14 protein-coding genes are annotated in these 13,405 nt (G+C 65.8%); 8 read left to right on the top strand and 6 right to left on the bottom strand.

Translation table 11 applies throughout. From position 1 onward, the window contains the following. Nucleotides 1-183: 183 nt before the first annotated feature. Together EO174_RS08160 and EO174_RS08155 are read left to right on the top strand one after the other, a co-directional pair. Complete coding sequence (locus tag EO174_RS08160) at nucleotides 184-1,461, top strand: pectate lyase (RefSeq protein WP_126943658.1); 1,278 nt, start codon at nucleotides 184-186, stop codon at nucleotides 1,459-1,461. Nucleotides 1,462-1,917: 456 nt separating this feature from the next. Next, nucleotides 1,918-2,532: a hypothetical protein gene (locus EO174_RS08155; protein ID WP_241239985.1), complete on the top strand. Its 615-nt coding sequence runs from the start codon at nucleotides 1,918-1,920 to the stop codon at nucleotides 2,530-2,532. Between the two features lie 131 nt (nucleotides 2,533-2,663). On the opposite strand, the gene EO174_RS08150 is transcribed toward EO174_RS08155, so the two are convergent. After that, nucleotides 2,664-3,071 (bottom strand): DoxX family protein, encoded by a 408-nt coding sequence (locus EO174_RS08150; protein WP_126943652.1) that lies wholly within the window; start codon nucleotides 3,069-3,071, stop codon nucleotides 2,664-2,666. Between the two features lie 92 nt (nucleotides 3,072-3,163). On the opposite strand from EO174_RS08150, the gene EO174_RS08145 reads away from it, so the two are divergent. Beyond that, on the top strand, nucleotides 3,164-3,541 hold the full coding sequence (locus EO174_RS08145) for a helix-turn-helix domain-containing protein (RefSeq protein ID WP_126943650.1): 378 nt from the start codon (nucleotides 3,164-3,166) through the stop codon (nucleotides 3,539-3,541). Nucleotides 3,542-3,847: 306 nt separating this feature from the next. On the opposite strand, the gene EO174_RS08140 is transcribed toward EO174_RS08145, so the two are convergent. Continuing rightward, complete coding sequence (locus tag EO174_RS08140; RefSeq protein WP_102580081.1) at nucleotides 3,848-4,027, bottom strand: CsbD family protein; 180 nt, start codon at nucleotides 4,025-4,027, stop codon at nucleotides 3,848-3,850. 214 nt (nucleotides 4,028-4,241) lie between these two features. Here EO174_RS08140 and EO174_RS08135 point away from each other — a divergent pair, with 214 nt between their 5' ends. Continuing rightward, nucleotides 4,242-6,497: an ATP-binding protein gene (locus tag EO174_RS08135; RefSeq protein ID WP_115675539.1), complete on the top strand. Its 2,256-nt coding sequence runs from the start codon at nucleotides 4,242-4,244 to the stop codon at nucleotides 6,495-6,497. A 70-nt stretch (nucleotides 6,498-6,567) separates the two neighbouring features. Here EO174_RS08135 and EO174_RS08130 read toward each other — a convergent pair whose 3' ends face one another. The 4 genes from EO174_RS08130 to EO174_RS08115 form a co-directional block, all read right to left on the bottom strand. Continuing rightward, entirely contained in the window at nucleotides 6,568-7,779 is a 1,212-nt protein-coding gene (locus EO174_RS08130; RefSeq protein ID WP_241239984.1) for an HDOD domain-containing protein, read from the bottom strand. Nucleotides 7,780-8,086: 307 nt separating this feature from the next. After that, nucleotides 8,087-8,398: a protealysin inhibitor emfourin gene (locus tag EO174_RS08125; protein ID WP_126943647.1), complete on the bottom strand. Its 312-nt coding sequence runs from the start codon at nucleotides 8,396-8,398 to the stop codon at nucleotides 8,087-8,089. Next, the gene (locus EO174_RS08120) at nucleotides 8,395-9,465 is read right to left on the bottom strand and encodes a M4 family metallopeptidase (RefSeq protein ID WP_126943644.1); all 1,071 of its coding nucleotides are present in this window, start codon (nucleotides 9,463-9,465) and stop codon (nucleotides 8,395-8,397) included. Before EO174_RS08120 ends, EO174_RS08125 begins: the two co-directional genes overlap by 4 nt. Nucleotides 9,466-9,574: 109 nt before the next feature. Then, nucleotides 9,575-10,231, bottom strand: coding sequence for an SDR family oxidoreductase (locus tag EO174_RS08115; RefSeq protein WP_126943641.1), 657 nt, complete (start codon nucleotides 10,229-10,231; stop codon nucleotides 9,575-9,577). 397 nt (nucleotides 10,232-10,628) lie between these two features. Between EO174_RS08115 and EO174_RS08110 the strand changes: the two genes are divergently transcribed. The 4 genes from EO174_RS08110 to EO174_RS08095 all read left to right on the top strand — a co-directional run bounded on the left by EO174_RS08110 (nucleotide 10,629) and on the right by EO174_RS08095 (nucleotide 13,390). After that, a complete protein-coding gene (locus EO174_RS08110) occupies nucleotides 10,629-11,084 on the top strand; it encodes an NUDIX domain-containing protein (RefSeq protein ID WP_119130053.1) in 456 nt (151 codons plus the stop codon). Between the two features lie 371 nt (nucleotides 11,085-11,455). Further along, nucleotides 11,456-12,532, top strand: a complete 1,077-nt coding sequence (locus EO174_RS08105; protein WP_206515052.1) for an alpha/beta hydrolase — start codon at nucleotides 11,456-11,458, stop codon at nucleotides 12,530-12,532. Between the two features lie 102 nt (nucleotides 12,533-12,634). After that, nucleotides 12,635-13,033, top strand: coding sequence for a host attachment family protein (locus EO174_RS08100; RefSeq protein ID WP_104586097.1), 399 nt, complete (start codon nucleotides 12,635-12,637; stop codon nucleotides 13,031-13,033). A gap of 21 nt (nucleotides 13,034-13,054) precedes the next feature. After that, a complete protein-coding gene (locus tag EO174_RS08095) occupies nucleotides 13,055-13,390 on the top strand; it encodes a thioredoxin family protein (protein ID WP_126943638.1) in 336 nt (111 codons plus the stop codon). The last annotated feature ends 15 nt before the right edge of the window (nucleotides 13,391-13,405 follow it).

Raw genomic sequence — 13,405 nt, 5'->3', positions numbered from 1 at the left:
CCTCGGGTTCTCTTTGAGCGACGACGACTGTGACGCGCAACGGGGACCCAACGCGAGAATTTCCCTAGTGTTCCGACAGGCAGCGACGGCAAACGTGAGTCACTCGGCTCGCCGCCGATTGCCAGTCAGACGCAATCGCCCCCTCCCCCCCACAACACAGCGCCCCCAGCGCAAAGGTTCTTCATGATCGATGTCATCAAGCGGCAAATCTTCTCAAGACGTTCGGTCATGGGACCCGTGTTTTCCACCGTCATGCTATTGGCTGGAACGACAACCGCGGCACTGGCAAGCGAGCCGGTCGGCTTCGGCGCGGGAACCTCCGGAGGCACGGGGGGCGAGGTGGTCGATGTATCGACGCCAGCAGAGCTTAAGGACGCTCTGTGCCAGCGTTACCAGGGCGCTAACTGCATAGACGATACGCCTCGCATCATCCGGTTGAATACAGTCATCGACTTCAGGGGAACGGAGGGAACCATTTCCGGAAAGGGCTGCGTTTACTCTGACAGACAATGCGTGGGGCCGACCGGCAAGCAGGAAAAGATTCTGGATGTGCTCGGATACTGTGGCACTGGCCCAACGTTCCCGATGACCTATGACAGCGCAGCAGCATCGGCGTTGCTGGTGGGTTCGAACAAGACGGTGATCGGTATTGGGGCGTCGGCGGGGATCAAGGGCAAAGGCTTGACGATGACCGGGGGCGTGTCAAACATCATTGTGCGGAACCTGTCGATCAACGATATCAATGAGGGCATCGTCTTTGCTGGCGATGCGATCACCGTCGATAACGCAAGCAGGATCTGGATCGACCATAACGCGTTCGCACGGATTGGCCGACAGATGATCGTGACGGGCTGGGGCGCCGCTAAAGCGATGACCATCTCCAACAACACGTTTGACGGCGAGACTGAGTATGGGCACTTCTGCAATGGTCGAAGCTCCTGGATCCTGCTGCTGAACGGAGATGCTCAAGAAATCACTTTGGTAGCGAATCACTTCTATGCCACCGCAGGGCGCTCTCCGGAAATGGGCACGCCAGCGGGAGGCACTGGTGGCGTCATTCATCTGGTGAACAATCTTTACACCTCAAACTTTTACATTGGCGCTTCTGCGACAACGACCGTCAGCCTGTTGATGGAGGGTAACTACTTCACTCCTGGAGGCGAGTTCTTTGTCCCGATCACGGACACACCTGGCGATCTCGTTTTCGCGCCATTGGATGAGAACGTGTCCTCCACTAGGTCGCTCTGCTCGCAGACGCTGGGGCGTTCCTGTGTCACCAGTTACACGGAAACCGGACAGGAATCGTTTCTGCTGGACACCACGGTGATGTCAAATATTGCCGGCAATGCGACCTGGAAGAATGCGATAGGCAGCGTCAGGCCGATGATGTCCAACGACGTCGCCAAGTCGGTGGCCGCCAACGCAGGGCCAAGAGCCGATCCGGACAGCGTTAGCCGGTAGTTTCAAGCGGGGGGCGAGACGCACGTGCTCGCCTTGCCCGTGGCTGCGCGCCCGCTCTGTGATGACAGGGCCCTGCCACATTGCTGACCAGCATGGCGTAGCTTCGGATGCACAATCGTTCATTCGCGTCTGCTTGCGCATTGCCGGAAGTGGCCCTGGTCTACTTGCCGCCCGTCATTGAAGTATTGGCAAAAAGCGATGGGAAACTGTTTTTCAAACAATGTCAGTAGCACTCGTGCGCCAGTGACCTACACGCAGCAAGAACACACGCCCCAGGTAACGCCGCCGCGGCCCGCGCCATCCACACCCTTGCCGAATCAGTCGCCATTGCAGGGGCTGCAGCGTCGCCCGCAGCGCCCGTCGCGGCCGGCAACCCCATCACGGCCCACGACGTCACAGCCAATGCGGCTACAACGATCGGGCCTGGAAACGCGCGTGCTGGTCAGGATGCAGGAGATGGCACACACGTTGCTCGATGAGATTGGTCCCATCCTCGCTAACGAAGCCCTTCATGCCGAGCACACATCGGCATTCAAGTTACTCAAGCGCATGAGTGATTGCGCGCTTGGAAAAAGAGCCGTTGGTGGTAGCGACGACATCGCTGAAAAGATCAGGCAGATCCAGCATCGGATTGCCAGCCATTACGCGCATCCAGGCGCAGCCGAGGCGCCTGCTGAAGGCAGCGAGCAAGACGCAGGCCGCGCCATGTTCAGAAAGATGCGGCAGTTCGTAGCAGATGTCGATCTTGAGATCCAGGTGATCAAGGCAGGCGGCGATAAAAGGTTCTTGCAGCTCCAGGAGGGCCTGATCCTCAAGCAAAGCGTGGCAGCGCAGGTTGCGAACATGGTGTCCGGGATCGAGGAGACATACGATGCGCCGAACGAAGAACACGGCAGACGCATCCTGAATCTTCTTAAAAACTTGACGGAAATGGCCCCCCTGCCACGAGGCGTCTTGGACACTGTAAAAGTATTACGCGGAGATCCCCTCGCATTGGCCGACGCACTGCACACACTGGTCAGGCATTACCCGAAACTGGGGAACAATCCGAACTGGCAGAAACCTGGGTAGTCACCCGCCCACCCATCGGCTAACCACTGTCCTGTCTGTTCGCTCACCTCGAGTTAGCGCGAGGGTGAGGGTGCTGGCTGGGCCGGGCGCGTTGCAGCGGCCCAGCCGACAGCGCTCAACCAGGCGTCGAATCACTGCAGCGTTGCGTGGATGGCCGCTGCCATCGGCGCATACGGCGAAGGCGGCTGGCGGGCGGCGTTTTGCGTGCCGAACGAGGCGAGCAGAAAGAGCAGGCCCAGCGCGGCCGGTACCGCACCCTTGGGCTTGCGCACACCCAGATGCGCCATGCCGGATAACAGCAGGTGATAGAACATGCCGGCGTAGGCAAGATCGCTCAACGCGGTGTTGAAGCGGCACACAATCGCCACCGGGCCCAGAATCTTGATGACGATCATCCAGGGCACCAGCAACGGCGCCGAATAGCCCAGCTCGGCCTGCGCCTTGCGCACGAACTCACCCTTGGCCAGATACATGCAGGCAGAGGCGAGATACAGCAGGCACAGCAGGGCGGTACTGATCCAATAGACAGAGATGCTCATGGTGTTTGCCAGTCAATAAGTAAATGCAACCGGCAATCAGAATGTCGCCTAAGATACCTATTGAAAAGTAGGATGAATCACTGGGGCTTAGTATGAAAAAGCAGACCATTGATACAGGCGAGCCCAATATGCATGAGGAAATGCGCCGTGCATTTGCGCTGCTGTCGGGGAAATGGAAGCTGGAAATCATGTGGCTGCTGCATCAGCGGATGTATCGCTTTGGCGAGCTGCGCGCGGCAATCCCCGGCATCACTCAACACATGCTGACGGCGCAATTGCGCGAACTGGAAGCAGATGGCTTGGTCACACGCACCGTCTTTGCAGAGGTACCGCCACGCGTGGAATACGCCATCACGCCAAAGGCGCGTGGACTGGGGCCAACCATGGAAGCGCTGACCGCGTGGTGGCAGCAGTACGGCGACAGCATTGCGAAGCGGCCTGCTACACGCGGGCGCAAGCCAAGCGGTTAGAGACAAGCGGCTGGTCCTTCTGGGCGGGTTTATGCGCAGACCTATGCCGGCACGAGCGCGCACCTGCCCCAAGAATCGTTACAGCAGTCTGCGCACAATCCTGGCGATCAGGCTTGTAGATCAACACCTGTCCAGACCCCACAAACGCCAACGCCCCGATCATGTCGGGGCGTTGGTGCGATCTCGCCGAAGTGGGCGTTGCCGTCCGCACTCTCGTGCGTTACGGCTGCTGACCAGTCCACTGCTTCGCCGCGGCGGGCGTGACACCCGCGGGCAATGCAGTCGACGTGGACAGCTTCGATCGACTTACTTGGAGGCGTCGCGCACTTTGTCGGCGACCTGGCCAGCCTTGTTCTGCACCTTGCCGACGTTCTTTTCGGTGGCGCCTTCCAGCTCGGTGCTCTTGTCGCCCGTGACACGGCCGACGGTTTCCTTGATCGAGCCCTTGATCTCTTTCGCGGTGCCTTCGATACGGTTCTTGTCCATGGGTGTGCCTCTTACGGTTGGGGATGTTGAAGGCCAGTCTGGACCCCGGTGGTGTGAGTGCGATGTGGGCATGCCGTCATCCGCGCGTCAGGACGTTTGGCTGCTGCGCTGGCGCGTGCGCGGCCTGTGCGCGAGCAGGGCGTTGTTCTGCACGTCTTGTTGAGACCGCTGCGTGCCACAATGCGCGCACTTTTTTGCCAGGCAATGCCGTCACGTGAGCACAGTGCGCCCCGCCATCGAGCCCATTGGCCTGGAGTTTCTTGCGGGGGGCGGCGAGATGGGGGCCTTGATGCGCGCCCACGACTGGGCGGCCACGCCGATGGGCGCGCCCGAGACCTGGCCGCAGTCGCTGCGCTCGTCGTTGTCGGTGGTGCTCAATTCCACCCTGCTCGGTGCGGTGCTGTGGGGGCCGGAGCTGCGCCTGTTCTACAACGACGTGTACGTGCAATCGATGGGCGAGCGTCATCCGCAGGCGCTGGGCCAGCCGGTGACCGAGGTATGGAAGGAAACCTACGCGCCCATCGCGCAGGCCTTTGCGCGGGTGATGCAGACCGGCGAAGGCTTCGGGCAGGAAGTGATCACCTTGCCGATGCTGCGCAACGGTGTCAGCGAGATGACCTACTGGAATGCCACCGCCTCGCCGATCCGCGGCGAGGACGGCAGCGTGGTGGGGCTGATGAATATCGCCATCGAAACCACCGCGCAGGTGGCGGACGCGCGCAACCGCGACCTCCAGCACGCGCTGCTGAGCGATGAAAACACGCACCTGGTGCACGAGGTGGTCAACCGCACCAGCGAGCGCGATCGTGCGCTGGAGGCCGAAACCGTGGCGCGCCGCAATGCCGAGCGGGTGCAGCTGGCGCTGGCGGCCGGGGCGATCATCGGCACCTGGATCTGGGACCTGCCCACCGACGCGTTTTCGGTGGATGAGGCCTTTGCGCAGAACTTCGGCTTCGATCCGTCCAGCAGCCGCAACGGCCTGACACTGGAACAGGTGATCAGGACGGTGCACCCGGACGACCGCGAGGGGCTGCGCGCGGCCATCGGCGAGGCGCTCGCCCGCGGCGGTGCGTACGCGCACCAGTACCGGGTCAAACGGCGCGACGGAAAGTACTACTGGCTGGAAGCCAATGGCCGGGTCGAAAAGGCTGCCGATGGCACGCCGCTGCGGTTTCCCGGCGTGTTGCTCGACATCGAGGCGCGCCACGCGCTGTCGGAAGAGCGCGACCGCGCGCTGGCGGCCTTGCGCGAGTTGAGCGACACGCTGGAGCAGCGGGTCACCGAGCGCACGCGCGAGCTGATGACGGTGGAAGAAGCGCTGCGCCAATCGCAGAAGATGGAAGCGGTGGGGCAGCTCACCGGCGGGCTGGCGCACGACTTCAACAACCTGTTGGCGGGTATTTCCGGTGCGCTGGAGCTGATGAGCCTGCGCATCGAGCAAGGCCGCTTCTGCGAACTGGAGCGTTACGTGGCCACCGCGCAGGGCGCCACCACGCGCGCGGCGGCGCTGACGCACCGCTTGCTGGCGTTTGCGCGGCGGCAGACGCTGTTGCCCAAGCCCACCAACGTCAACCGGCTGGTGGTGGACATGCTGGAGCTGATCCAGCGCACGGTGGGCCCGGGGATCTGCGTGGAAAACGTCGTCGCCGCCGAACTGTGGCTGGCGCTGGTGGACGCGCCGCAGCTGGAGAACGCGCTGCTCAACCTGTGCATCAACGCGCGCGATGCGATGCCCAACGGCGGGCGCGTGCGCGTGCAGACCAGCAACCGCCGGATCGACCGCGAGATGGGCCAGCAACTGGGCATGCCGGAAGGCCACTACCTGTCGTTGTGCGTGAGCGATACCGGCACCGGCATGCCGCCGGAGGTGGTGGCGCGCGCGTTCGATCCGTTCTTCACCACCAAGCCGATCGGCGAAGGCACCGGCCTGGGCCTGTCGATGATCTACGGGTTTGCCAAGCAATCCGGCGGGCAGGTGCGCATCCACTCGGAAGTGGGCAAGGGCTCGACGGTGTGCATCTACCTGCCGCGGCACGCCGGTGCCGATGACAGCAGCGATGGCAGCACCGCCGCGCTGGAACTGGCGCCGTCGCTGGCCGGGGAAACGGTGTTGATCGTGGATGACGAACCCTCCATCCGCCTGCTGTTCACCGAGGTGCTGGAAGAGCTGGGCTACACCGTGCTGGAGGCCGGCGACAGCGCCGCGGGGCTGGGCATCCTGCAGTCGCCGGTGCGGATCGACCTGCTGATCAGCGACGTGGGCCTGCCCGGCGGCATGAACGGCCGGCAGATGGCCGACGCCGCGCGCGTGGGCCGGCCCAACCTCAAGGTGTTGTTCGTCACCGGCTTTGCCGAACACGCGCAATTGAACGACGGCCACCTGGAACCGGGCATGGCGGTGCTGGCCAAGCCCTTCAGCGTGAGCGTGCTCGCCACGCGGGTGAAGGAGATGATCGCCAGCGAGTGCTGAGTGATGCGGTGCTGTGCAGGCGCTTGCCTGCGCGCGCGCGCGTGCCCGGCCTGCGGCGACCGCGCCGGCCTCACTCCACGCTGGAGGCGACCAGCCGCTGCCATAGCGCGGCGTTGGCGGTGTGGTCCGGCTCCAGCGTGGACAGTACGCTCAGCGCATGCTCCTGCTGCTCGGCGCCGTGGCGGGCGAGCATGGCCAGCGCGGCGGCCAGCCGGCCGTACCGCAGCGCCATGCCGAGCGAGCTGGTGAGCAGGGTGGTGTCGTGCCCGGGGCGTTGCTCGTCCAGCGCGGTGCCCAGTGCGGCGGGCAGCTCCCAGGTGGTGGCGATGGTCTTGGCGACGGCGGCGGTATGGCGCTCGACCAGCACGGCGGCCACCTCCAGGCTATAGGGCACGCTGGGGCGCTCGGCGTAGGCATCGCGCAGCACGCGCAGGATCACCACCGCACCCAGGCCTTGCAGCAAGCCGGCCAGCTGCGCCGCCAAGGTATCGCCGGCGCGCTCGCGCATGTAGGCAGCCGCGGCGGCGGCGGTCCGCAGGGCGTAATCCCAAACCGCGGCCGGCAGGCGCGCGTAGAGGCCGCCCTCCAGGCTCAGCACCGGCTGCATGACGGCGGCGGCGACGATCTGGCGCACGCCCTCGGTGCCGATATGCACCACGGCCCGCTCCAGGCTTTCCAGCGGGCCGCCCTGCGGGCGGTACAGCGCGCTGTTGGCGATGCGCAACAGGTTGGCGGCCAGCGCCGGGTCCTGCGCGATGATCGCGGCGATGCCGCGGCCGGAGGCATCCGGGTCGTTGACCGCGCGCATCAGCTGCGGCAACAACTGCGGGCGGCGTGGCAGCAGCTGCGGGCGCAGGTCGACATGGGCGAGCGCAGCGCCCACCGCATCCAGCACCGCGGCCTGGGCCGGGTCGGTGGGCAGGCGTCCCTCGGCCAGCGACGGGTTGGACATCACTGCGGCATACATGCGGCGCAGCAGCGGCTGCATCGGCGGCGGCCCGCACAGCAGCGGGTGGGGTGTAGCCGCGCTCTGCGCCTGTGCCTGCCCGTGCGTGTGCACGGCCGCGGCCGCGGGCGCCGCGGGTGCGTCCTGCAGGCCGGTGTCGGTGGCGACAGGCGCGGCCGCAGCGCTGGCGGTGCGCGCACGCTGGCGCAGCAGCAGCCATGCGATGACGCCGGCCAGTCCCAGGCCGGCAAGCAGTCCGGCAGCAAGCAGCAACACAATCACGGAGGTCCAGGGGGTCTGATCGGTGCAGCGACTATCCGCGAAGCCGCTGTTCACGGCAATGCAGGCGTGCGTGGCGCGCGGTGCAGGCAGACCCGCACACCGGCACTGCCATGCTGCACTGCGGGGATGAGCGGCGTGTCTTCCAGCTGACCACTGCGCTGCACGTGGCGCTAACGCAGCAGGCAGCACTATGCGTCACCAGCTGTGCAGCCCTAGAGCATCTAGGCAGCTTAAAGGGTGCAGGCATCCGCAGTTGGACCACTTTCGATACGAAGACACCGCGCATGGCGCGGTGTCTTCGTTTGTGCACGGGGATGGGCACGCGCGATGTCGCATGCGGCGGCATCGCGGCACAAGCGCGCTACAGCGTGCCCTGCTTCCACAGCCGCACGATCGCGGCCGGTGCATGTTCTTCGGGGATGCGCAGCGGCTCGCTGGCGCCGTCCCAGGCAATGCTGAAATAGCGGCGATCGCCACCACCGGCCTGCGGGCGCGGCAGCGCATGCGCCAGGCACTGGTCCAGCACGCTGCGCAGCTGCAGGCGCTGGGCATCGTCCAGGTCGTCCATCACCAGCTGCCGTTCGCGCCGCATGGCGGGGAAGGCGGCCACCCCGCCTTCGCGGGCCAGCCGCAAGGTCACGCCTGCCTCCACCGGCGGACGTTGTGCACTCATGTGAGCACGCCCACGTCGCGCCAGGCCTGTTGCACCGCGGTTGCCTCGGCACCGCTGGAGCCATAGTCCGCACCGGCGATGCGGACGGTGAGCGCGGCAAAGGTGGCGAAGTCCGCGCCGGCGGCCAGCTCGCCGCCGGTGAGCGCGCGGTACCAGATGCGGCCGGTCTTCTCCCACGCGTAACCACCGATGGCCACGGCAGCGCGATAGAACGCGTGGTTGGGAATGCCGGAGTTGTAGTGCACGCCGCCATCGTCCTCCTGGGTGTCGACAAAGCCGTCCATGCTGGCCGGTTGCGGATCCTTGCCCAGCGCCGGGTCGTCGTAGGCCGTGCCGGGCGCGCGCATCGAGCGCAGGCCCACCCCGTTGATGCCGGGCATCAGCAAGCCGGCGCCGATGATCCAGTCCGCCTCGCTGGCCTGCTGCTGCAATGTGTACTGCTTGATCAACACGCCGAACACATCCGACAGCGACTCGTTCAAGGCACCGGACTGGTCCTGGTAGATCAGGTTGGCGGTGTGCTCGGTGACGCCGTGGGTCAGCTCGTGGCCCACCACGTCGATGGCGATGGTGAAGCGGTTGAAGATTTCGCCGTCGCCATCGCCGAACACCATCTGCTCACCGTTCCAGAAGGCGTTGTCGTAGCCACGCTCGTAATGCACGGTGCCGATCAACGGCATGCCGTCGCCGTCGATGGAATTGCGCGCGTACACGGTCTGGAAGAAGGCGTGCGTGGCGCCGAGATAGTCGTAGGCCTCAGTCACTGCCACATCGTCGGTGGCGGCCGCGCCTTCGGCACGGACCAGGGTGCCGGGCAGTGCGGTGCCTTGCTGCGCGTCGTAGATCTGCCGCTGCACTGCTTGCTCAGTGGGCGCGCTCGCTGCATCGGCGGCCGGCGGGCGGGTGCGTGCAAGCAGGCCGAGCGCGCGCTGCTGCCGCAGCTGGGCGGTGATCTGCCGGGATAGCCGCGCGCACTGCCGCGCACGCTCGGGTGCGGCCTGGGCCACATGGTCCAGCAGATACGGCGGCAGGATGCCGGCACGGCGTGGGGTGACAACTGCAGACATGAGCGACCTCCACAAGGACTGCGCCCGCGACTATGCCGAGGCCGGCTTTAGGAATTCGTTAGGCAGGCCCACTGTGCGCCCTGCGCAGGCATCGCGATAGGCCTGGCGTTCATTCCAGCTGCGACAAGGCCTGCTGGATCGGCGTCTGCCCGTCGATGAAGCCCACCGTCTTGCCGATGGTGGCCGGCAGCGCCAATGCCGCTGCGATGACCTGCGCGACGTTGGCACGCGACACGCCGCCGTCGGCGTCGCCGCCTGGGTCGCGGGTGATGCGGCCCGAGGGCGGGGCCTGGGTGAGGCGCCCCGGCCCCAGCACGGTCCAGTCCAGCGGGGTAGTGCGCAGGTGCGCATCGGCCGCGGCCTTGGCCTGTGCGTAGGCGAAAAAGGCATCGTCCGGGCCGATGCCGTGTTCCAGCCCGGCACCGAGATAGGACACCATCACGTAGCGGCGCACGCGGGCCTGCTCGGCGGCGTGCATCGAGCGGATCGCCGCATCGCGGTCCACCGCGTAGGTGCGCGCGGCATTGCCGCCGCCGGCGCCGGCCGACCACACCACCGCATCGTGGCCGGCCAGTTGCGCGGCGATGGCGTCGGTGTCGGCCTGTTCGATATCGAACAGCTGCGGGGTAGCGCCGTCGGCAATCACATCGTCTGCATGTGCAGGATTGCGAAACAGTGCAGTGACCGAATGCCCGCCGCGCACCAGCAGCGGCGTGAGCAGGCGTGCGACCTTGCCATGGCCCCCGATCAACACGATACGAGACATCCCAACCTCCAAGACGGCGCGCCCTCGCGGCGCGGACTGCCCGCATCCTCGCCAACAGGGCGCTAAGGCAGCGTTATCGGCCGCGCAGGCGCATGGCCAAACGCTGCTTCCCGGCATGCGATGCGTGGATGTCCGGATGCGAGGGGGCGGTGACGCACGCAGTGCAGCGTCATCGCGACCACGCTGCGCATCACGCAACCACCCACAGGCGATGCACTGCATTGATCCGGCGGCATCGCGCAGCGGCGCTGGCATCTCTCGGCTGTCGCTACCAGCGTGCAAGGCGCAGATGCAAGGTAGATCGTCGCCCACGATCCTTTCGGTCAGCCCGTTGCCGATCATCGGGATGGCGCCTGCCTGCCGCACATCTGGGACACTACGGCGCCACACCTTCGGGATGCCTATGTCCAGTTCAATCGATAGCGATCTTCGTCCACGCGTCGGATGCGGCGCGTTCATCCGACGCGCCGATGGCCGCCTGTTGCTGGTGCAGCGCGGGCGTGCGCCCGAGCAAGGCCATTGGGGCCTGCCCGGCGGCAAGGTGGACTGGATGGAAACGGTGGAACATGCCGTGGTGCGCGAAGTGCTGGAAGAAACCGGCCTGCACGTGCAGCTGCAGGCCGTGCTGTGCATCGTCAGCTACTTCGAGCCGGACCTGGCGCCGCCGCAGCATTGGGTCGCGCCGGTGTATCTGGCCGCGATCCAGGGCAGCGAGCACGCCGTGCGGCGCGAGCCCGAGGCGATTGCCGACATCGGCTGGTTTGCGCTGGACGCGCTGCCGTCGCCGCTGACCACCTCCACGTTGCAGGCGTTGCAGCATCTGCCAACTGCGGCGTCGGCACCTGCCGCCTGAGTGCGATGCATCGATGCCGCTGGACCCGGTGCCGGCGGCGATGCACCGGCCTGCGCAGTGTTGGTGCTGATGCTTGCAGCAACGCGATGTCCGCGCGGATGCAGGGCGACGCGTGCGCTGCCTGCGATGCCGACCGCTTGCGTACGTTTGATGCGGTGGCCTGATTGCGCGCTGCGGTGTGCGTAGTTGCCGCATTTGCGTTACATCGCGTCGTTACATGCAACGTGCGTGTCTGCACGACTTCCAGCACATCATCTGCGCTGTCTGCTGGCGCTATCCTCGCCGGTTCGACTTGCCTGGGAGGGCACCGCATGACACGTCATTGGTTGAACAAAACGCTAGCGCTCACATTGGCCTGCACCGCGTGCAGCATGCACGCAACCGCCGCCGAGCCGGCCATACCGGCCACCGCATCCACCCCGGATGGCATCCGGCACGTGCCTGCATTCGACCTGCCGGTGTCGGAGTTTCTGAGCCCGGCTGCACGTGCGCATATGGCCAACGGGGTGGCCCGCGCCGATCCGTTGGACAAGGCCGACAACGCCACCTTGCTCAAGCAACTGCCGGGCATCCGTGCCGACACCGAACGGTGGGCCAAGGGCGTGATTGCGCAGCTGCGCACGCGCTACGCGGTGGAGATCACGCCCGAAACCTGGAACGGCGTGCCGGTGCTGCGGGTGGAGCCGCGCACGCGCACACCCGAGCAGGCCAGGCGCGTATTGATCGAGCTGCATGGCGGCAGCTTCGTGATGGGCAGCGCCGCCTCGTTCGGGTTGATGGAGGCCATTCCGCTGGCGGCAATGACCGGCATGACGGTGGTCGCGGTGGATTACCGGATGGGGCCCGAGCACCAGTTCCCGGCCGCCAGCGAGGACGTGGCGGCGGTGTATCGCGCCGCGCTCAAGACCTACGCGCCCGAGCGCATCGGCTTGTTCGGGTGTTCGGCCGGCGGCGTGCTTACCGGCGAATCGCTGGCATGGTTCGCCAAGGAAAAGTTGCCGATGCCGGCAGCGGCCGGGCTGTTCTGCGCCGCAGGCGATGCACGCTACCGCGGCGATTCGCGCATCGTGGTGGCGGCAGTCAACGATGCCTTGCTGCCGGACAAGGCCGGTGCGTTGCCGATCTGGGAAGACCTGTACTACGGCGACAACGTGGACTTCCACGATCCGCTGGTGTCGCCGGTGTTTTCCGATGCGGTGCTGCAGCAGTTCCCGCCAACGCTGTTTCTGACCGCCACGCGTGCGGCCGAGCTGAGCAATGCTGCCTACACGCATGCGCGCCTGGTGGACCTGGGCCGCGAATCGGATCTGCATGTGTGGGACGGGCTGGGCCACGCCTTCCACCTCACCAACGCACTGCCGGAAAGCCAGCAGGCGCTGCGAGTGGCCGCGCGGTTCTTCAGCAAGCACCTGGGCCTGCCGCCACCGACGCTGGCCGCGCCACGCTAACGCCACGCTGACACCGACTAGGCGCGGTGCTTACATCCTCTGACCTAGGTTGAGACCGACTGGCGTTGCACATGCAACGCCGCTGTTGATCAGGAGAATCGAATGAGTCTGCAAATTCCTCAGGGTGCGTTGGTGGTGGTGGCCGATGGCGGCGAAGCACGCTGGTTCACCAATACCGGCAACGAAGCCAACGTGGTGCTGCGCCAGCACGCGCGCACCGATGTGCAGAACGTCGACGACGATGGCCCGGCCGGCAAGGCGCCGCAGGATCTCAGCGAGGCGGACATGGACGAGATGACCTTTGCCAAGCAGCTCTCGCATGCCCTGAACGATGGCGCGCTGAAGCACGAGTACACGCATCTGGTCTTGGTGGCCGACCCGACCACGCTGGGCCGCGTGCGCCCGCTGCTGCACAAGGAAACCCAGCAGCGCCTGGTGGGCGACCTGGCCAAGGACCTGACCAACCTGCCGCTGGAAGACATCCAGCGCGCATTGTCGTAAGCACAGCGGAGCGGCGAAACGATGGGGTTTGTTCGTGACTACGCCACCCAGGCGCCCGAACGTAGCGAGGTGGATGCACAGGCCGGGCTGCAGGTGCTGGAGTTCGGCACCGACTGGTGCGGCCACTGCATCGCCGCGCAGCCGCTGCTGCAGAAGTTGCTGGGTGGCGTTGCGGCGCTCGACTACCGCAAGGTCGAAGATGGAAAAGGGCGGCCCCTGGGCCGCTCGTTTCGCGTCAAATTATGGCCAACCATCATCCTGCTGCGCGACGGCGTGGAAGTTGCACGCGCCGTGCGCCCGCAGACGCGCGAGGACCTGCAGCCGCTGCTGTCGCAGCTGGGCGAGGCGCCCATTTAGCGCGCAACGCGCCTG

Source organism: Xanthomonas sp. BRIP62418, assembly GCF_003993495.1.
In the GTDB taxonomy this organism is placed as follows: Bacteria; Pseudomonadota; Gammaproteobacteria; order Xanthomonadales; family Xanthomonadaceae; genus Xanthomonas; species Xanthomonas euroxanthea.
The sequence above is the reverse complement of the archived record's forward strand: the minus strand, read 5'-3'. Positions and strand labels throughout refer to the sequence as shown.

Excerpts from the sequence above, each read along its gene's own strand:
- EO174_RS08160 (WP_126943658.1), top strand. The coding sequence starts at position 184 with ATGATCGATGTCATCAAGCGGCAAATCTTCTCAAGACGTTCGGTCATG.
- EO174_RS08155 (WP_241239985.1), top strand. The coding sequence starts at position 1,918 with ATGGCACACACGTTGCTCGATGAGATTGGTCCCATCCTCGCTAACGAA.
- EO174_RS08150 (WP_126943652.1), bottom strand. The coding sequence starts at position 3,071 with ATGAGCATCTCTGTCTATTGGATCAGTACCGCCCTGCTGTGCCTGCTG.
- EO174_RS08145 (WP_126943650.1), top strand. The coding sequence starts at position 3,164 with ATGAAAAAGCAGACCATTGATACAGGCGAGCCCAATATGCATGAGGAA.
- EO174_RS08140 (WP_102580081.1), bottom strand. The coding sequence starts at position 4,027 with ATGGACAAGAACCGTATCGAAGGCACCGCGAAAGAGATCAAGGGCTCG.
- EO174_RS08125 (WP_126943647.1), bottom strand. The coding sequence starts at position 8,398 with ATGAGTGCACAACGTCCGCCGGTGGAGGCAGGCGTGACCTTGCGGCTG.
- EO174_RS08120 (WP_126943644.1), bottom strand. The coding sequence starts at position 9,465 with ATGTCTGCAGTTGTCACCCCACGCCGTGCCGGCATCCTGCCGCCGTAT.
- EO174_RS08115 (WP_126943641.1), bottom strand. The coding sequence starts at position 10,231 with ATGTCTCGTATCGTGTTGATCGGGGGCCATGGCAAGGTCGCACGCCTG.
- EO174_RS08110 (WP_119130053.1), top strand. The coding sequence starts at position 10,629 with ATGCCTATGTCCAGTTCAATCGATAGCGATCTTCGTCCACGCGTCGGA.
- EO174_RS08105 (WP_206515052.1), top strand. The coding sequence starts at position 11,456 with ATGCACGCAACCGCCGCCGAGCCGGCCATACCGGCCACCGCATCCACC.
- EO174_RS08100 (WP_104586097.1), top strand. The coding sequence starts at position 12,635 with ATGAGTCTGCAAATTCCTCAGGGTGCGTTGGTGGTGGTGGCCGATGGC.
- EO174_RS08095 (WP_126943638.1), top strand. The coding sequence starts at position 13,055 with ATGGGGTTTGTTCGTGACTACGCCACCCAGGCGCCCGAACGTAGCGAG.